This is a genomic window from Pseudomonas sp. B14(2017) (genome assembly GCF_002113255.1).
GTDB lineage: Bacteria > Pseudomonadota > Gammaproteobacteria > Pseudomonadales > Pseudomonadaceae > Aquipseudomonas > Aquipseudomonas putida_Z.
This window is the reverse complement of sequence record NZ_NEJY01000017.1, coordinates 70,337-88,921: the sequence shown is the minus strand read 5'-3', so window position 1 is coordinate 88,921 and position 18,585 is coordinate 70,337. Positions and strand designations below refer to the sequence as shown.

Sequence of the window (18,585 nt, the reverse complement as noted above, 5' to 3'; positions counted from 1 at the left end):
ATGATGTTTCCATCACCTGAAAACGGACATGAGCGAATGATTAAAAGTTCATTCGCGAGAAACACTATCATCTTGACAGCCTAACCCTGCAAGTTAATTACCAGAAATAGCTGAAATTCAATTTCAGCCTACAACAGCACACTCCAGCCAAACAGTGCTGGGGGTCATGCTGAGCAGTTCACAAAGTTTTACTTGAGGATATCCAGATGAAAACCATGAAAGTTCTCTTCGTTGCCGCCGCCCTGACCGCTTCTACTCTGGCGATGGCCTCCGGCGGTGGTGATCGGACCTTCGCACGCATGGAGTCAGCCCGCAAAGCCTCGATGCAGGCCTTCCAGATCGCAGAGAAACAGAAAGCAGAAGCCGCTGTAGCTGAAAGCAAAGCCAAGCCAGCCAATGACGCCAAGGGCTGACCGGTATAGCGCGTCCTCCAGCCTGGTCAGATTGCAGGCGTTTCCGATCCATATCGTCACCACCAACGCATGAACATATGCCACTAGGGTCGGTACGCAGTGATCGGGGACAGGGGGACGCTCTGTGTGACTTTGGCCATCTGGGTGATTTCCACCTGCAACTGGTCTTTGCCGAGCAGGTAGTCGGCCAATTTCTGCGAGAACGGCCAGTAGTTCAGGGTGGCAGTCAGGGTCAACGGCCCGACGGCGTCGGTCGGTACCAGGAAGGAGAACTCGCCGATTTCGTAACCCTTGGGCAGTATGCGGTTGTCCGAGAGTATTTGCGTGGCATTCCACACCTCCACATCCAACGGATTACCGTCCTTGTCGCCTATGTGCACTTTGAAGTTTCGCGTGTTGTCCTCGGTCTTGCCGTCCTTGATCGAGCCCAGCCGATAGAGCTCTCGCCCACTGGCATCCAGCACCTGGAAATCGATCCACATCTCCCGGCCCTCCGGAAAGCCAGTCGGCAATTTGTGCCCGGCACCGACGTTGGCAACCTTGACGGCTACCGAGGTGTATTGCCCGGGCGTGATGACTGCCGGCGGTTGCTGGAAGGTTATTTCCGCTGCGCGCGCAAGCATGTCGCGCGCGCGTTGCGCGCCCTCTTCCTGGCCAAGATGCTTGAGCATCATGGCGTTGGCCCCGCTGAACCAATGCGAGGCAACATCTTCGCGGTCCGGCCCCATGATCGCGGCCTTACCCGCAAAACCCGGCATATGGCAACTTTGGCAGGTGACACCGTTAAGGCTGTACGCGCTCTCCTGCCATTCGTCATACGTGCGCTCGACCGCCACGCTGCTGAAAGGATGCGTGACGTTGTGGCAGGTGCCGCAAAAGTCCGAACGCGTGTGCAGGTCGGAATATACGGTGTCGTGATAAGGCGACACGGCATCTTTGCGCGGGCCGAACTTGGTCGGTTTACCATGTGCCCGAGGGCTCAGAACATAGGCGCCGTTATCAAGCCCAGTACGGGCACTGATGTTGTGACAGGACTCGCAATCGACCCCTGGCATCGGATGATTCTTGGCGCTGTCTTCAATCGAGGAGCGATTGACTTGCGAATTGATCTGCCCGGTCGTGAGACCGATCGGGGTATGGCAGCCGGTGCAGAAGTTGTCGACCTTGCCTTCCGTGGCTGCACTCGCACGCTTGAGCAACGCCCGATAGATAGGTTCATCCCAGGCCTGGGACATCATTGATGAGCGCCACTGCTTGTAGATTTCCGTATGGCAAGCACCGCATACCTGGGCGTTGTCGAAGTCCTGCACATTGAGAACCAGGTTGCCGGGGGTATTGGCCCGATGCGGAAAGAACGGCATCGCGCCAGTCACATGCAAGAGCCTGGAGCGCGCCGGCTCCAGCCACTTCTCGTTACCTTGATTGTCATTGCCTTGAAGTTCCTCGGCTACCACCACCAGCGTTGCCATCAGCAGGCAGGCCAGAAAACACAACTTCGGCAGTGCCAGCCGCACAAACGTATGCCTCATAAGCATTTCCCCTGGGCGGTTGTAGAGGCGCGCAGCAATGCTTCTATTGAGTAGCCAGGGGTATTTGTGCCGCCAACCGATGGTTACCTGCAATCACTCAATAGGTACTGTCAGCTTCGCTGCTTCCCGACTCTGCACCTTTGATGAACAGGATATGCTCACTCAGCAATTGGCTTGCCAGCCCCGCAAAAACATGTCGGGGCAACAGGAAGACCAGCAGGTATTGTTCAGCGCTTGAAGCGCTCAGTTAATGGGGCCCACAAACTGCTGGGGTATCACGCCCATTAGTGGGGCAACTCACCCCGAAGTCGGGGGAGGTACGAATACGCTGCCTGGTTCCTGCGCCCGGGAAGTTTCATGCTATTTACGCTTGAGTTGTGTCACAGCCACTATGAAGCCGTAGTTTCCATGGTGCCTGCCGTGCTGGCGACCACAAGCGCCACGATACAAGCCAGCAAAGCGAATGCCGTGAACACCGCCATCACATGCATGCATGGCATGACATGGTTCCAGGCTCGGGCTACCCCCAGAAAAGCGGCGAACAGCCAACCACTCATGGAGAACGCCCCCAAGAGTGCAAGGCGACCGCGGTCGGAACCCGGTAACAAGACGAAAGGGGCTTTTTGCAACAACGGGAAGCCGATGCGATGCAACAGGCCGCCGTTCAATGTCAGCAACGCGACAACCGCAACCTTGGCCCAGAGCTTCTGGTTGAGCAAATACGCTGCGCCCTCGAGAAGATATCCCTGAAGTATCAACAGCAGACCACTGCCCCAAAGAGCCAGTAACGCAAGGGTGGCAATTTTCCTGGTTTCTTCCAGGTACTCATGCTTTGCCTGATCCAGCGCTTCCTTGCGCCAACTCCAAAGCTTGTGATCGGCAAGCAAGACCCTACCGAGGGCAATACAGGTGGCGAGCAGATGAACATACACGAGGAGCATTTTCAGCATTATTTTTATGACCTTCTTTTTATATGGACAATGCTCTCCTTGCGTCCTGAAATTTAATCTTAATGATACCGATTAACAGCTGCAACATAAAGTTTCAAAACCACCGGACCAGCATCTTGACGGATTGGTCTACTTTTTATAGGTATCTCGGCTACCCAGTTCAGTGGCGACCAAGCGATCAACAGGCTCATCGACGAATTTCGAGTGGATATCAATATCATCCACTCGACTCGAGAACCGGGAGCGGGCTGTAAAACGAAACATCCCGGCTCCTCGGCCCCGCGCAAACTCATGGCCTTCACTGCACTCAACTACCCGGATAAGCCAGTTCGATCTGCTGATCAAACTCCCCGCCAACCCCACAATACTCCCGCGGAATGCGCTCGATATCTTCGGCTACCTGCGCAATCACCTGGCGCAGTTCCAGGCGCTCGAGCCAGCGGGCAGGGATAGCGGCAGCACCATGTTGCGCACCCAGCAAGTGCCCGACGACCAGCCCGGTACTGCTGCTGTCGCCGCTGTGATTCACCGCCATGGCTACCCCTTCCTCGAGTGACCGAGCTGTCAGCGCACACCACAACCCAACCGCCAGCACCTGGTCAGCGACCCAAGCAGCGCCAAAATCGTCAATGCGTTGCGGGGTGGGTGCATAGCCCTCGTAATAGAAGAACAGCACGCGCTCGATCAGGCTGCGCGTTTCCTCCATGCCAGGCACCTGCCCGTACCTGGCCAGGCTCTGAGTCACAGCGTGCTCCACGCTATCTTGTCGATCGACAATGCGCTGGAGAATGTCGGCGAACAGCCCTGCCGCCAGGTAACCGGTGGGATGTCCGTGCGTCAGTCGCCCGGACTGCGCTGCGTAGTCAAATGCATGGGCAAAGAATGCACAGGGTGCAACCCGTACCAGGGCACCGCAGCCCTTGCTGTTGTTTTCGGCAACCGCACCCAGCCGCCCGCTGCTCTTGAGCGCATTCAGGCAAGTTGCGTCGGGGGCGCGGCGCGACCAGAGCTCCACGTGCTTGATCAGCCAGCCATCCGTGGTCACCGGTATCGTCGAGGGGTAATCCTGTGTCATCAGCCAGCGCAGCAACGCGTGATGAATAATGCTCGGAACATGACAGCGCTGCCGTGAACTCCCAAGCACATAAGCCCGCAGCAAGCCTTCAGCGGTGAACAGCATCATCTGCGTATCGTCGCTGATCGCACCGGTGATGCCGTAGGCCGGGGCAAGATCAATGATGCCCTGCGCGCCGAACCTGGCCTTGATCACAGGCCACTCGAGAAACTCCACGGGGGCGCCAAGCGCGTCTCCCACTGCGCCACCTAGCAGGCAGCCTTTGATCCGTTCAAGTCTGTTCATGTCTTCCCTTGTCACTCTTCTGCAGAGACCAGGTTCTGCAAAAGCACCAGCTTGCTTTGCAGCTGTGCGATGTGCGCTTTGTCGGCACGCTGTGCCGCACGTAGCTCCCGGTTTTCCATCTCCCATATCCGCGCCCAACGCGCGTCCTGGCGACAGGCGAAAACCAGGTGCCAGATTTCTCGCAACCGCAGGTACTGCATCAGGAGCACCACCAGGATCACCCCGATCAACACCAACGCTCCTGTTGAAACCGCTTCAGACATGGTCATGTCCACTTCCTTTCGTGACTTCAACTTATTTCGAAGACAGGAACACGATATGTAGTGTTTAGTGACAGGTCTAGAATGTAGACTTATACAGGTAAAGTAATCGCGCACATGGAGAGGGTATGAAACGCAAGCAATCCATCGAGCAGGTACGCTGGGACCTGGCACTTCGCTATCGCTTGATCGAGACCGTTGCCTGGTGGGAAGGCCGGCTGACCACGGGCCACCTGATGCAGAGCTTTGGCATCAGCCGCCAGCAGGCGTCGAAGGACATCAATACCTACATCACCGAACATGCGCCCAAAAACTTGACATATGACAAGCAGCTCAAGGGCTATGTACCAAGCAAGCAGTTCAAGCCGCTGTTCATCGACGACAGCGCCAGCGCCTACCTGCACCTGCTTTATCAGAACAATGAGCGGGCCCCGCACATCGACGGGCTGGCACTGGCCTATGCGCATACCCGGGTGCTGGAAGTGCCGGACCGGCCTATTCGCCCGGAAGTGCTGCGCCCCTTGCTCAAGGCCTGCCGTGAAGGTTTGCGCCTGGAAACCGAATACGTGTCCTTCAACACCCCCAACGTGGAGGTGCGCCTCATTGCCCCGCACACGCTGGTCTACACCGGCATGCGCTGGCACGTGAGGGCTTACTGCGAAAAGAACGGCCAGTATCGCGACTTCGTCCTCAGCCGCCTGCGTGGGCAGCCAGACTTGCTCGACCAATCGCCGAACACCCGCGAGCAGGATGAAGACTGGAATGTCGAGGTGCCGGTCATCTTCGAACCTGACGGGCGATTGAACGCGGCGCAGAAGGCAATCATCGAAACCGACTTCGGCATGACGCAGGGGCAACTGGTGGTGCCCAGCCGCAGGGCGCTGGTGAAGTACGTGTTGCAGCGTTACCAGATCGACCACCGCAACCTGGCAGTACTTCCCGAGGCGCAGCAATTGGTGGTGAGCAACCTCAAGGAACTGAAGCCATGGCTGTTGAATGATTGATTGTCGAATGCCGCGACGAGGGGCTTGATGCCCCCAGTCGCTGTGTCGTGGTGCCCCGCCGCACGCTTCATGATTGTCCCTCGGCCAGCAACACCTCCGGTATGGCCGGCAGCGGCCGGCTCAGCAACACGCCGACCAGCATCGCGAACAGCAGCGCCGCCACACCGGCGACCTGCAACACGGCTTCGAAGCCCCCGATGAACGCCTGGCGGGCCAAGGGTGCCACCGTTTCCCGCAACCCGGGCTCAAGCAACGCCAACGCCGCCTGCAAATCCCCCGCGGCAACCCGGGTAGCCATCGCGGCAACCTGGCCCGATTGCCCAGGCGCCACGGCAGCCATGGCCTCATACAGCAACTGCCCACTACGTGCAGCCAGCACACCACCCAGCCCACCGATGGCCAGCACGATCGCCCCGAACCGCGTGGTTGTACTCAACCCCGACGCCATGCCGGTGCGCTCACGCGGCACGCAAGCCATGATGTTCTTCTGCGTATCGCCATTCAGCAGCCCGGCACCAGCACCCAGCACCAGGCTGGCCAGGGCGAATGCACCGTAACCGCCCTGCTGCGTGGCCCAGGCACACAGCAGGTTACCCGCCCCGACCAATACCAGGCCGAGTGCGAACACCTGCGCCGGGCTCAAGTGTGCAGCCAGGCGCATACCCAGGCGTGGCGTCAGCAGCATGGCCACGGCAAACGGCAGCATGCCCGCCCCTGCGGCCAGGGCCGACAGCTGCAGGCCGTTCTGCAAGTAAAGCGGCAGCAGGGTCATCATCACCTGGGCGCAGGCCGCGTAGGCGAACATGCCCAGCAAGGCACCAACGAAACGCCCGCTACGCATCAGCCGCAGGTCGATCATCGGCCGATCCTGGCTGCGTTCGACCATGACGAACAGGCCGAACAGGAAGGCGCTGATCACCAGCCGTCCCAGGGTTTGCGCACTGCCCCAGCCCACCTGGTTGGCATCGATCATTGCCCAGATCAGGTAACCCAGGCTGCCGGCGAAAGTCAGGCTGCCCCATGGGTCGAGCCGGGCCGCAGTGCTGTCACGGGACTCTTCGACACTGCGCAGCACCATCACTGCGAGCACTGCCACCAACGGCAGGTTGATGTAGAAGATCCAGCGCCAGCCAAGGGTGCTGGCGATCACCCCGCCCAGCAGCGGCGCAAAGATGATGGTGGCGCCCATGCAGGCGCCCCAGAAGGCCCAGGCGCGCATGCGCTCCTGGGGTTGGTGGAAGCGGTTGCCGATCGCGGCCAGGGCCGAGGTCAGCAGCAGCGCCGCACCAACGCCCTTGGCTGCCCTGGCCAGGTCGAGGAACAGCAGGTTGGGCGCCGCGCCGCAGGCCAGCGAGGCGATGCCGAACAGGGCCAGGCCGAGCAGCAGCATGCGGCGGCGGCCAAAGCGGTCGGCCAGGCTGCCAGCGGGCAGCAGGCAGGCGGCAAAGGCCAGCAGGTAGGCGCTGACCACCCATTCGATATCGGCGAACGAGCCGGACAGGTCGCGGGCGATGCTGGGCAGGCTGACCGCGACGATGTTGGTGTCGAGGATGATCAGGGCGCAGACCAGGGAGGCGGTGAGCAGGGTAAAACGCGCAGAGGGCATGGTGAGGCTCCGGATGCAGGGCTGGTTGCTCAAATCGCCGGGGCTGCCTTGCAGCCCATCGCAGGCAAGCCAGCTCCTACAGGGACCGCTCCGCCTTCAAGGATTGCGCAATACCTGTAGGAGCTGGCTTGCCTGCGATGGACCGCAAAGCGGTCCCCTGCAATTCCCAGGCAGCCTTTGCTGCCAAGCCACCAGCCTTGTAGTGTTGGCCTCACCATAACGCCGCCAGCCCCCAGGCTTGTTAGCCCCGGCGGCCCGCGTCATTACCCTGCAGGTAACACCCATGGAAATCCGCCATTTCCGCTACTTCCTCTGCGTCGCCCGCCACGGTCACTTCACCCGTGCCGCCGAACAGCTGGGCATCGCCCCGCCCACCCTCAGCCGGCAGATCCAGGACATGGAGCGCGAGCTGGGCGTGCGCCTGTTCGAACGCAACCAGCGCGAGGTCAACCTCACTGCAGCGGGCCAGGCCCTGTTGGTCGAGGCCGAACATGCCGTGCGCCAGTTCGATGCTGCGCAACTGGGTGCGCAACGGGCAGCCCGAGGCGAAAGCGGGCGCATAGAACTGGGCTATGTGGCCTCGGCCGCGTACTCGGGCATGCTCCAGCAGCAAGTCAGCCGCTACAGCGAAACCTGCCCCGGCGTGCGCCTGAGCATTCGCGAACTGCCCATGGCCGAACTGCCCGGCATGGTCCGCGACGGCCTGCTCGACCTTGCCTATGTGCGCTCACCGATGGAGCTGCCCGAGGAGCTTGAAGCCATCGCCTTGCACCAGGAAGGTTTCGTCCTCGCCCTGCCCGCCAGTTCGCGGATAAATGAAGTGCCGCAGATCCCGGCCTCGCGCCTGGCCAATGAAACCTTCATCCTGCCCGAACAAATCTCCGGCACGCTGGAGGTGGCCGCACAAGGTGGTTTCGTCCCGAGGCTCGGCCCCCAGCCGGGCAGCCTGGTGGCGGTGATCACCCTGGTGTCACTCGGCCAAGGCATCGCAGTGGTGCCAGAGTCGGTGGTGCAACGCATCAGCCTGCCGCAGGTGAACTACCGGCGTATTGTCGACTGCCAGGCCAGCTCGTGGCTTAGCCTGATCCACCGGCGCTTCGAGAAAGCGCCGGCGGCAATCAGATACATCAAGATGATGAAGGGCTGAAAAAACAAAGGGCACCCATCCACTGGTGCCCTTTGCCCTACCGCCAGGTGAACTCAATCACCCCATCGAACGCACCCCCACAGGTTGCGCATTGCCCCGCGTGGTCACGATCCCCAGGAAGGAAATCACGATCGCCAGGCCCAATGTCGAGCTCACTTCCGCCCGGTGTTCAGGCGTGAACATCATGACCGCCAGTGCTCCGCCAATGAACAGGATCACCGCCCAGGTCAGGTACGGGAACAGCCACATGCGGAACTTCAGCTCGGTGTTTTCCCGCTCCAGGCGGCGGCGCATGCGCAGCTGCGAAATGGCGATGACCATGTACACCAGCAAGGCAATGGCGCCGGAGCTGGCCAGCAGGAACTCGAACACGCCCTTCGGCGCGAAGTAGTTGAGGATGGCAATGGCCGCGCCGATCAGCGTGCTGCCGAATACCGCAGCGCGTGGCACACCGACCTTGGAGGTCTTGTTGAGCATGGCCGGGGCGTCACCGCGCTTGGCCAGCGAGTACATCATCCGCGAGGCAATGTAGATCGAAGAGTTCATGCAGCTGGTCACTGCCACCAGCACCACCAGGTCGACCATGAAGGCCGCGTTGGGGATGTTCATGATCTCCAGCGCACGCTGGTAGGAACCCACCACCGCCAGCTGCGGGTCGTTCCACGGCACCACCGAAATGATCACGAAGATCGACAGGATGTAGAAGGTGCTGATGCGCCAAATCACCGAGCGAGTGGCCTTGGCGATGTTGCGCGACGGGTCGCTGGATTCGGACGCGGCGATGGTCACCGCTTCGGTGCCGATGAAGCTGAACATCACGGTGATGAACGCACCAACCACGGCCGACCAGCCCTTCGGCGCGAAGCCACCGTGCTCGGCCATCAAGCCGCTCAGGCCGCTGACCTCGCGGTTGGGCAGCCAGCCCATCAGTGCGGCGAAACCCAAGCCGATGAAACCGAGAATGGCCGTGACCTTGAGAATGGCGAACCAGAACTCGAACTCCCCGTACTTGGCCACGCTGAACAGGTTGGTACCGGCCAGCAGCAGCACCGAAGCCAGGGCGAATATCCAGCTGTCCACCTGCGGGAACCAGGCGTTCAGCACATGCCCGGCGGCCAGTGCTTCGATCGGGATTACCAGTACCCAGAACCACCAGTACAGCCAGCCGATGGTGTAGCCGGCCCAGCGGCCGATGGCCTGCTCGGCGTAGGTGGAAAACGATCCGGTGTCCGGGTGTGCCACGGCCATTTCGCCGAGCATGCGCATGACCAGTACCACCAGGGTCCCGGCCACGAAATAGGAAATTATGGTAGCTGGCCCGGCTGCCGCGATGGCGTGGCCAGAGCCGACGAAAAGTCCGGCGCCGATGATGCCGGCGATGGACAGCATCGTTACATGACGTGGCTTGAAACCTTGTGCAAGGTTGCCATCAGATCCCACGGTGTTCATTGATGTTGTTCTCTTTTTGCTGACACAAGGATGGACGGGCAGGTGTAGGCGAAAATATCTCCTTTGAAATCAATAAGTCGACACGTTACTCGCGCTCTGTTGTTGATATTTGGCACGCGTCACAGAGCAACGTGTCAGTGCAGGTCGGGCTTCATTTAAGCCCCGCAGGGCTGTGGGAAATTACACGAGAACGCCCCGGAACTGTTCGATCACGACAGGGCATTTCCATGAACGCCAGATGTCGTGAATGGCATGCCCGATCGCGCCACCAGGCCGTCTGGAGCTTTTGTTTTTCATTTGGGTGTGTTTGTGGCTGTACTGGCCCTTTCGCGGGCTCGCCCGCTCCCACAGGTTACTTCCACGCCCCTCAAACCTGTGGTGTACCTGTGGGAGCGGGCAAGCCCGCGAAAGGGCCGGTGCAGGCATCACCACTTTCTGCCAGCCACAAAAAAGCCCCGGTCTCCCGGGGCCTCTGTTGCCAGGCGTCTGCCTACGCCTGCCCGGTACGCTCGAAGCGTCGGGCCAGCAACAGGTAAGCGAGGATCCCCAGCACGCCATGGGCGGCCACGAACCAGAGTGCGTTGTGGAACGAGCCGGTGCTGGCCACCACATAACCGATCACCAACGGGGTGACGATACCGGCGATGTTGCCGATGCCGTTGAACACGCCACCGCACAGGCCAACCATCTTCTTCGGCGCCACATCCGACAACACCGCCCAGCCCACCGCCGCCAGGCCTTTGCCGAAGAAGGCCAGGGTCATCAGGGCGATCACTGCGGCATTGCCGTCCACATAGTTGGCCAGCACCAGGCTGGTGGACAGCCCCATGCCGATGATGAACGGGGTCTTGCGCGCCCTGGACGGGTGCACGCCACGGCGGATCAGCCAGTCGGACACGAAGCCACCGAGAATGCCACCGGTAAAACCGCAGATTGCCGGCAACGCGGCCACCCAGCCGGCCTCCATGATGGTCATGCCACGGCCCTTGATCAGGTAGATCGGGAACCAGGTGATGAAGAAGTAGGTGAGCGCGGTGATGCAGTACTGGCCCAGGTACACCGCCCACAGGTTACGGCTGGTGAACAGTTGCGCAAGCTCGGCCCGGGTCGGTTTGCTCTTGGCGGTCTTGCGTTCCTTTTCCAGGTCGACCAGGGCGCCGCCTTCACGCATGTAGTCCAGCTCTTCGGGGCTCAGCCCTGGCGCACTGTGCGGCTCGTGGTACAAGCGGAACCACACCACGCTCAGCGCCAGCCCCAGCACGCCCATCCAGATGAACACCTGTTCCCAGCTCAGCGCATGGGTCATCCACGCCATCAACGGTGCGAACACCACCACGGCCATGTACTGCGCCGAGTTGAACAGTGCCGAGGCGGTGCCGCGCTCGCGGGTGGGGAACCAGCAACTGACGATGCGCGAGTTGGCCGGGAAGGCCGGCGACTCCACCAGGCCCAGCATGAACCGCATGGAGAACAGCGCCACGGCGGCGGACACACCAGCCAGGCCCATCCAGCCCACGGTCCCTTGCAGCAGGGTGAACAGCGACCAGAGGATCAGGCTGATGCCGTAGACCCGGCGAGCGCCGAAGCGGTCGAGCAACCAGCCGCCAGGTACCTGGCCCAGGGCGTAGGCCCAGGCGAAAGCAGAGAAGATCATGCCCAGCATGACCGGGTCCAGGCCGAGGTCCTTGAGCACCTCGGTGCCGGTAATCGACAGGGTGGCGCGGTCGGCGTAGTTGATGACGGTGATGACGAAGATCAGTGCCAGGACCAGGAAGCGATGGCGACCGATCCCGGCCACGGCCTGCGGTGCGGCGACGGCGGATTTGCTGTTCATGTGGACCCTCTTGCTTCTCGGTGGAAGCGATTGTTCTTGTGCGGAGAAGGTGTGGCCCTTGGGGCCTTGTGTTGCCTGTACCGGCCTCTTCGCGGCTAAAGCCGCTCCCACAGGGTCAATGCAGTGTTCAAGGCATGCGCTGTCCCTGTGGGAGCCGGCTTGACGGCGATGGGGCCTACGCGCAATTCGGGGGAACCTCGCCGCGGAAGCAAGCAGCGAGATTCGATAAAACCATCTGCCCCATTTCCAGCCGGGTTTGCAGCGTGGCGCTGCCTCGATGCGGCTGCAGAACGACCTGGTTCAGGTCACGCAGCGCCGGCGGCACATGCGGCTCATCGACGAACACATCCAGCCCAGCCCCGGCAATGCGCTGCTCACGCAACGCCTCGACCAGCGCGTTCTCATCCACCAACTTGCCGCGCGCCACATTGACCAGGTACCCCTCCGGCCCCAGTGCATCGAGCACCTCGGCCGTCACCAGCACCTGGCCGCCATCGGCGGCAGCTGCAACCACCAGCACATCCACCGAGCGCGCCAGCTCGACCAGATCGGCCTCATAGCGGTAGCCGGTTTCTGGTTGCTCGCGCCGCCCGTTGTAGGCAATGCGCATGTCGAATGCAGCGGCACGCCGAGCGATTGCCTTGCCCACCTCGCCAAGCCCGACGATGCCCAGTTCGATACCGCTGACCTTGCGCGCCAATGGCAGGTCGACCTTGCCCCACAAGCCATCACGTACCAGCCGCTCACCCTCGCCCAGGCGGCGCAAGGTGCCAATGATCAAGCCCATGGCCAGGTCGGCCACATCGGCGGTGAGCACGCCCGGCGTAGTGGTGACATGGATGCCGCGGCTGGCCGCATGGCGCAGGTCCACGGCATCGGTGCCGATGCCGCTGATGGCGATGATCTCGAGCGCGGGCAGTTGCTCCATCAGCTCATTGGACAGGCCCTTGGCACCGCCTGTAACCACACCACGAATGCGCGGGCCTGCTTCGTCGAGCAACTGTTGCGGGTTGGAATGCTGATACAGGCGATGTACCCGATAGGCGCTGACCAGCCGGGCATCGATGGCCTCTGGTACTGGCTGGGTCAACAGCACTTCGATGGGGTTTTCGTTCATGGTGGGCATCCGGCAGTTCGAAGACATGACTCGATGCTAGGCCGGCATTTGATACAGGTCTAATATAGATGCTGGATCGAATAATTCAGGAATTGAATCATGGAGCTGCATCAGCTGCGCTGCTTCGTGGCCGTGGCCGAAGAGCTGCATTTCGGCCGCGCCGCCACCCGCCTGCACATGACCCAACCGCCCTTGAGCCGGCAGATCCAGTTGCTGGAACATGCCCTCGGCGTGTTGCTGCTCGAGCGTAACAACCGCCAGGCGCGGCTGACCCTGGCGGGCCAGAGCTTTCTCGAAGACGCCCGTCGCATCCTGCAGATCGCCGAGTCGGCCAGCCAGTCGGCGCGGCGCATCGCTCATGGCGAAGCGGGCCGGTTGACCCTGGGTTTCACCGCAGTGGGTGCCTACAGCATGATCCCGCGCTTGCTGGTGCATGCCGGGCAGGCGCTGCCGGACATCGAACTGGTGCTCAGCGAACGCGTCTCCAGCACCCAGGTGCATGACCTGGAGGCAGGGCTGATCGATGTTGGCCTGGTGCGCCAGGTGCTGCCCAGCGCGCGTGTGGAGTACCTGCCGATCCACCGCGAACCCTTCATCGCCGCCCTGCCCGCCGGGCATGCGCTGGCGGCACGTGAGCGGCTCAGGCCGAGCGATTTCGATGAACAACCGTTCGTGATGTACAGCGCCAACGAAGGGCGCTACTTCCATGACCGCATCGCCAACCTGTTTGCCCGGCATGAGGTGCAGCCGCGGTACCTGCACCAACTGGGGCAGACTCACTCGATACTGGGGCTGGTCAATGTGGGGCTGGGCTGCGCGGTGGTGCCGGCCTCGGCGCAGGCATTGCGCCTGGAGCAGGTGGTGTTCAGGCCATTGGTGGGGATGGAGCAGCAGGCGGAGATTTTCCTGGCGTTCTGCCGGGATAACCCCAACCCGGTGCTGGGGGCATTCGTGGCGATGGCGCGGGCCTTCTTCGAGAAGGGTTAACCTGTTCCGGCCCTTTCGCGGGTAAACCCGCTCCCACTGGGTTTGCATAAACATTGAGCGATATGCAGTACCTGTGGGAGCGGGTTCACCCGCGAAGAGGCCAGCAGCCTCAACGCACCAGGCAAGGCCGCTTGTTATCGAAGCTCCACCCCGGAATCAGGAACTGCATTGCCACGCTGTCATCCCGCGCGCCCAACCCCATGTTGCGGTAGCACTCATGCGCCTTGGCCAGCTGGTCTTCATCCAGCTCCACCCCAAGCCCCGGCCGCGCCGGCACGTGCACATGCCCGTCGACGATGCGCAGTGGTTCGCGGGTCAGGCGCTGGCCGTCCTGCCAGATCCAGTGGGTGTCGATCGCAGTGATTTCACCCGGCGCCGCAGCCGCCACCTGGGTGAACATTGCCAGCGAGATATCGAAGTGGTTGTTGGAATGCGAACCCCAGGTCAGCCCCCAGTCGTTGCACATCTGCGCCACCCGTACCGAACCCTGCAAGGTCCAGAAGTGCGGGTCGGCCAGCGGAATGTCCACCGACTGCAACTGGATCGCATGGCCCATCTGCCGCCAGTCGGTAGCGATCATGTTGGTGGCGGTGGGCAGGCCGGTGGCGCGGCGGAACTCGGCCATCACCTCACGGCCCGAGTAGCCGTTCTCGGCACCGCACGGGTCTTCGGCGTAGGCCAGCACATCGTGCTTGTCGCGGCACAGGGCAATGGCCTCCTTCAATGACCAGGCACCATTCGGGTCGAGGGTGATGCGGGCTTCGGGGAAGCGCTCGGCCAGCGCCGTTACCGCTTCCATCTCCTCCTCGCCGCGCAACACCCCGCCCTTGAGCTTGAAGTCGCTGAAGCCATAGCGCGCCTTGGCGGCCTCGGCCAGGCGCACCACCGCGTCCGGGGTCAGGGCCTTTTCGTGGCGCAGGCGGAACCAGTCGTCCTCGGCATCGGCTTCGTTGCGGTAGGCCAGGTCGGTCTGCTGGCGGTCGCCGATGTAGAACAGGTAACCGAGCATCTTCACCGCCTCGCGCTGCTGCCCCTCACCCAGCAGTGCCGCCATCGGCACGTTCAGGTGCTGGCCGAGCAGGTCGAGCAGCGCCGACTCGATGGCCGTCACCGCATGCACGGTGATGCGCAGGTCGAAGGTCTGCAGGCCGCGACCAGCCGAGTCACGGTTGGCGAAGGTCTGGCGCATGGCATTGAGCACGCGCTGGTAATGCCCGATCGGCTGGCCGACCACCAGGCTGCGGGCGTCCTCCAGTGTCTGGCGGATCTTCTCGCCGCCCGGCACCTCGCCCACCCCGGTATTGCCGGCGCTGTCACGCAGCACCACCACGTTGCGGGTGAAGAACGGGCCATGGGCACCACTGAGGTTGAGCAGCATGCTGTCGTGCCCGGCGACGGGGATCACGCGCAGATCAGTGACCACGGGGGTGCTGGTGTGAAGGGTCTGCATGTTCATGGTTGTTGTCTCGCAGTCATCAATGGCTCTGACCCAGGGCCGAAGGGGCCTTGAGGTCATCGGAAGGGACGCCCTTTGGGCGAGTGCGTACGAAGAAGATGGCAATGGCCGCCAGCACCGAGGTCACCGCCAGGCCGTACAGGCCGCCCTGGATCGAACCGGTCTGCTGCTCCAGCAGGCCGAAGGTGGTGGGGGCGACGAAGCCGCCGAGGTTGCCAACCGAGTTGATCAAGGCGATCACCGCAGCGGCGATGCGGGCATCCAGGTAGCCCTGCGGGATCGGCCAGAACAGTGACGACGCCGACTTGAAACCGATGGCCGCGAAGCACACCGCGACAAAGGCGAACACCGGCCCACCCGTGGTGGACATGAACATGCCGATGGCAGCGATCACCAGCGCACCTGCGACCCAGGCCTGCTGGAACTTCCAGCGCGCCGAGCCGGCGGCGAAGGCATACATGGCCAGGATCGAGATCAGCCACGGGATCGAGTTGAAGAAGCCAACCTGCAGGTCGCTGAGGTCACCCATGCGCTTGATGATGCTCGGCAGCCAGAAGGTGGCGGCGTAGATGGTCAGCTGGATGCAGAAGTAGATCAGGCAGAACAGCAGGATCTGGCGGTCCTTGAGCAGGCTCCAGGCCGATGGCCTGACCGCGCCGACCGCTTCGCGCTCAAGCTGCTCGCGATCGATGGTGGCCACCAGTGCTTCCTGCTCGGCCTGGCTCAGCCACTTGGCGTCCTGCGGCCTGGAGTCGAGCCAGAAGAACACGAAGAAGCACAGCGTCACCGAGGCCATGCCTTCGATGAACAGCATCCACTGCCAGCCATGCATGCCCAGGCCCTGGATCTGCATCAGCGCGCCGGCCAGCGGCCCGGAAATCAGCGACGCCAATGCCGAGCCGCTGAGGAAGATGGCAATCGCCTTGCCACGCTCGGCGGCCGGCAGCCAGCGGGTGAAGTAGTAGATCACCCCGGGGAAGAAGCCCGCTTCGGCAACGCCCAGCAGAAAGCGCAGCACGTAGAACTGGGTTTCGTTCTGCACGAAGGCCATGGCCGTGGCCACCAGCCCCCAGGTGAACATGATGCGGGTCAGCCACAGCCGTGCGCCGACCTTCTGCAGCAGCATGTTCGAGGGCACTTCGAACAACGCGTAGCCAATGAAGAACAGGCCGGCGCCAAAGCCATAGGCCGCGGCGCTGATGCCAAGGTCGCTTTCCAGATGGGGGCGGACGAAGCCGATGTTGACGCGGTCCAGGTAGTTGACGATGAACATGATGACGAACAGCGGCAGGACGTGGCGCTTGACCTTGGCCACGGCGCTGGCCAGGGCGTCGCCTTCATTCCGGGCAGACGGAGCGAGGGTATCGTTCACTTGCGGATCTCCCACTAATTGTTTTTGTGCGGGTCGAGGTTGTCTGACATGGCAGTGGGGAGGAGCATATGCGCAGCGCAGTTGTACGACAAGATCAGCAACATCGGAAAAATCACAAAATACAAGCCACCGCAAAGCCTATATGCATCGAACTTGCAAAAATAGACAAACTACTCACCGGCTTGACCGCAGGAAAAATCGGCAAAAAATATTTTTATCGATTAACTTGTCGTACAAGCACAACAACAATCGGATCACACCATGGCCACCGAACAAGCCCACAAACGCGGCCACAGCCGTGCCCATGACCTGGTCTCCAGCCTGACCCAACAGATCTTGCTGGGTACCTTCAAGCCAGGCGACAAGTTGCCCTCGGAAAACAGCCTGGTGCGCGAGCATGGGGTCAGCCGCACCGTGGTCCGCGAGGCCCTGTCGAAATTGCAGGCCTCGGGGCTGGTGGAGCCACGCCACGGTATCGGTACGTTCGTGATGGAGCGCCAGGCCCAGGCCGGCCTGCGCATCGCTGCGGAAAGCGCGGCGAATGTGCGCGACCTGCTGGAGCTGCGCATCGGCCTTGAAGGCCAGGCCGCCGCCCTGGCCGCGCTACGCCGTGACGAGGGGCACCTGAGGCGCATGCGCCAGGCGCTGGATGACTACCAGGACCTGGCCGCCGCCGGCGACAGCTGCATCGAGGCCGACCGGCGCTTTCACCTGTTGATTGCCGAGGCCACTGGCAACCTGTACTTCACTGAAATGCTGTTGCAGCTGGGCAACGGCCTAATCCCGCGCAACCGCATGGCCCTGGCCGAACGCAGCGGGGCGAAGCTGGCGCGGCAGGCGTACCTGGCCAACCTCGAGCATGAGGCGATCCTCAATGCCATCCGTCGGCAGGACCCGGACGCGGCGCGGGCAGCGGTATGCCTGCACCTGTCCAATAGCCGCGACCGGTTGTTGCCGGACTAGGGGCCGCTACGCGGCCCGATCGCCGGCAAGCCAGCTCCCACAGGGGTAGCGCAAGGCTCGAGGCCGATACGGTCGAGGTGGGAGCTGGCTTGCCGGCGAATGGGCTGCAAAGCAGCCCCCGGCCATTACCAGGTCAGGCAGATCTTGCCGAAATGCCGATTGCTCTCCTGATAACGGAACGCCTCGACGATCTGTTCCAGCTCGAAATGCTTGTCCACCACCGGCCGCAGGCCGTTGGCATCGATCGCCCGTACCATCGCCTGCTGCTGGGCGCGGCTGCCCACCAGCACACCTTGCAGGCGAATCTGCCGCACCAGCGCCTGCACCAGTGGCAACTGCCCGGCCACGCCGGTGAGGATGCCGATCAACGACACATGCCCACCAATGCGCGCGGCAATCATCGATTGCTCCAGCGTCGCCGGGCCACCCACTTCGATCACATGGTCGACGCCGCGGTTGCCGGTCAGCTCGCGCACTTTCTCACCCCACGCCGGGGTGCTCTTGTAGTTGATCAGGTGGTCGGCACCCAGGGCTTTCAGGCGCTCAAGCTTGGCGTCGCTGGACGAGGTGGCGATCACCGTCGCGCCAGCCAGCTTGGCAAACTGCAGGGCGAAGATCGACACACCGCCGGTGCCCTGCACCAGCACCGTATCGCCGGGTTTGAGGTGGTCGTCGTTCATCAACGCACGCCAGGCCGTGAGACCAGCCGTGGTCAGCGTGGCAGCTTCAGCATGGCTGAAGCCTTTGGGCGCCAGGGTGAAGGCGGTGGCGCGAGCGGTGACCTGTTCTCGGGCGTAACCATCGATACCGTCGCCGGGCACCCTGGCGAAGCCTTCCACATTGGCCTGGCCGTCGAGCCAGTCGGGGAAAAAGGTACTGACCACATTGTCGCCGACCTGGAACTCGGTGACGCCGCTACCCACCGCGACCACTTCGCCAGCGCCATCGGCCATGGGGATGCGCCGCTCGCTCGGGCCCCACATGCCGCTGACAACGGCGAAATCGTGGTAGTTGAGAGAGCTGGCGTGCAGGCGCACGGTGATTTCACCGGCCCCGGGTGCAGGGGCCTCGCAGCTGCCAACTTCGACCTTGTCGTAGCCGCCGCCGGGTTTTACGTAGATGGCCTTGCTGGTCATGG

The 18,585-nt window shown here is 62.2% G+C and carries 16 protein-coding genes; 5 read left to right on the top strand and 11 right to left on the bottom strand.

What is annotated here, in order from left to right:
- Positions 1 to 206 precede the first annotated feature (206 nt).
- Positions 207 to 413 (top strand): co-regulatory protein PtrA N-terminal domain-containing protein, encoded by a 207-nt coding sequence (locus tag CAG34_RS18410; protein WP_085591680.1) that lies wholly within the window; start codon positions 207 to 209, stop codon positions 411 to 413.
- 83 nt (positions 414 to 496) lie between these two features.
- On the opposite strand, the gene CAG34_RS18405 is transcribed toward CAG34_RS18410, so the two are convergent.
- The 4 genes from CAG34_RS18405 to CAG34_RS18385 form a co-directional block, all read right to left on the bottom strand.
- The gene (locus tag CAG34_RS18405) at positions 497 to 1,942 is read right to left on the bottom strand and encodes a multiheme c-type cytochrome (protein WP_371858051.1); all 1,446 of its coding nucleotides are present in this window, start codon (positions 1,940 to 1,942) and stop codon (positions 497 to 499) included.
- 389 nt (positions 1,943 to 2,331) lie between these two features.
- Positions 2,332 to 2,892, bottom strand: a complete 561-nt coding sequence (locus CAG34_RS18395; RefSeq protein ID WP_025340720.1) for a hypothetical protein — start codon at positions 2,890 to 2,892, stop codon at positions 2,332 to 2,334.
- Between the two features lie 307 nt (positions 2,893 to 3,199).
- Positions 3,200 to 4,252, bottom strand: coding sequence for an ADP-ribosylglycohydrolase family protein (locus tag CAG34_RS18390; protein ID WP_085591676.1), 1,053 nt, complete (start codon positions 4,250 to 4,252; stop codon positions 3,200 to 3,202).
- 11 nt (positions 4,253 to 4,263) lie between these two features.
- Positions 4,264 to 4,521, bottom strand: a complete 258-nt coding sequence (locus tag CAG34_RS18385) for a hypothetical protein (RefSeq protein WP_025340722.1) — start codon at positions 4,519 to 4,521, stop codon at positions 4,264 to 4,266.
- 119 nt (positions 4,522 to 4,640) lie between these two features.
- Between CAG34_RS18385 and CAG34_RS18380 the strand changes: the two genes are divergently transcribed.
- Positions 4,641 to 5,516 (top strand): WYL domain-containing protein, encoded by an 876-nt coding sequence (locus tag CAG34_RS18380; RefSeq protein WP_025340723.1) that lies wholly within the window; start codon positions 4,641 to 4,643, stop codon positions 5,514 to 5,516.
- Positions 5,517 to 5,583: 67 nt separating this feature from the next.
- Here CAG34_RS18380 and CAG34_RS18375 read toward each other — a convergent pair whose 3' ends face one another.
- On the bottom strand, positions 5,584 to 7,122 hold the full coding sequence (locus CAG34_RS18375) for an MFS transporter (protein WP_085591673.1): 1,539 nt from the start codon (positions 7,120 to 7,122) through the stop codon (positions 5,584 to 5,586).
- A gap of 283 nt (positions 7,123 to 7,405) precedes the next feature.
- On the opposite strand from CAG34_RS18375, the gene CAG34_RS18370 reads away from it, so the two are divergent.
- Positions 7,406 to 8,269 (top strand): LysR family transcriptional regulator, encoded by an 864-nt coding sequence (locus CAG34_RS18370; RefSeq protein ID WP_085591671.1) that lies wholly within the window; start codon positions 7,406 to 7,408, stop codon positions 8,267 to 8,269.
- A 57-nt stretch (positions 8,270 to 8,326) separates the two neighbouring features.
- Here the strand turns inward: CAG34_RS18370 and gabP are convergent, their stop codons facing one another.
- From gabP to CAG34_RS18355, 3 genes are all read right to left on the bottom strand, one after another.
- Complete coding sequence (gabP, locus tag CAG34_RS18365) at positions 8,327 to 9,718, bottom strand: GABA permease (RefSeq protein WP_075046444.1); 1,392 nt, start codon at positions 9,716 to 9,718, stop codon at positions 8,327 to 8,329.
- 490 nt (positions 9,719 to 10,208) lie between these two features.
- On the bottom strand, positions 10,209 to 11,552 hold the full coding sequence (locus CAG34_RS18360; protein ID WP_025340726.1) for an MFS transporter: 1,344 nt from the start codon (positions 11,550 to 11,552) through the stop codon (positions 10,209 to 10,211).
- A gap of 175 nt (positions 11,553 to 11,727) precedes the next feature.
- Positions 11,728 to 12,669 carry a 2-hydroxyacid dehydrogenase gene (locus CAG34_RS18355; protein WP_085591669.1) on the bottom strand — a complete coding sequence of 314 codons (942 nt, stop codon included), beginning with the start codon at positions 12,667 to 12,669 and terminating at the stop codon, positions 11,728 to 11,730.
- A gap of 99 nt (positions 12,670 to 12,768) precedes the next feature.
- Between CAG34_RS18355 and CAG34_RS18350 the strand changes: the two genes are divergently transcribed.
- A complete protein-coding gene (locus CAG34_RS18350) occupies positions 12,769 to 13,656 on the top strand; it encodes a LysR substrate-binding domain-containing protein (RefSeq protein WP_085591667.1) in 888 nt (295 codons plus the stop codon).
- A 109-nt stretch (positions 13,657 to 13,765) separates the two neighbouring features.
- Here the strand turns inward: CAG34_RS18350 and gudD are convergent, their stop codons facing one another.
- Both gudD and CAG34_RS18340 read right to left on the bottom strand, forming a co-directional pair.
- Positions 13,766 to 15,112: a glucarate dehydratase gene (gene gudD / locus CAG34_RS18345; protein ID WP_085591665.1), complete on the bottom strand. Its 1,347-nt coding sequence runs from the start codon at positions 15,110 to 15,112 to the stop codon at positions 13,766 to 13,768.
- Positions 15,113 to 15,131: 19 nt separating this feature from the next.
- A complete protein-coding gene (locus tag CAG34_RS18340) occupies positions 15,132 to 16,484 on the bottom strand; it encodes an MFS transporter (protein WP_085591663.1) in 1,353 nt (450 codons plus the stop codon).
- A gap of 261 nt (positions 16,485 to 16,745) precedes the next feature.
- Between CAG34_RS18340 and CAG34_RS18335 the strand changes: the two genes are divergently transcribed.
- Positions 16,746 to 17,447: a FadR/GntR family transcriptional regulator gene (locus tag CAG34_RS18335; protein ID WP_061551844.1), complete on the top strand. Its 702-nt coding sequence runs from the start codon at positions 16,746 to 16,748 to the stop codon at positions 17,445 to 17,447.
- A 125-nt stretch (positions 17,448 to 17,572) separates the two neighbouring features.
- Here CAG34_RS18335 and CAG34_RS18330 read toward each other — a convergent pair whose 3' ends face one another.
- A complete protein-coding gene (locus tag CAG34_RS18330; RefSeq protein WP_085591661.1) occupies positions 17,573 to 18,583 on the bottom strand; it encodes an NAD(P)-dependent alcohol dehydrogenase in 1,011 nt (336 codons plus the stop codon).
- Positions 18,584 to 18,585 lie beyond the last annotated feature (2 nt).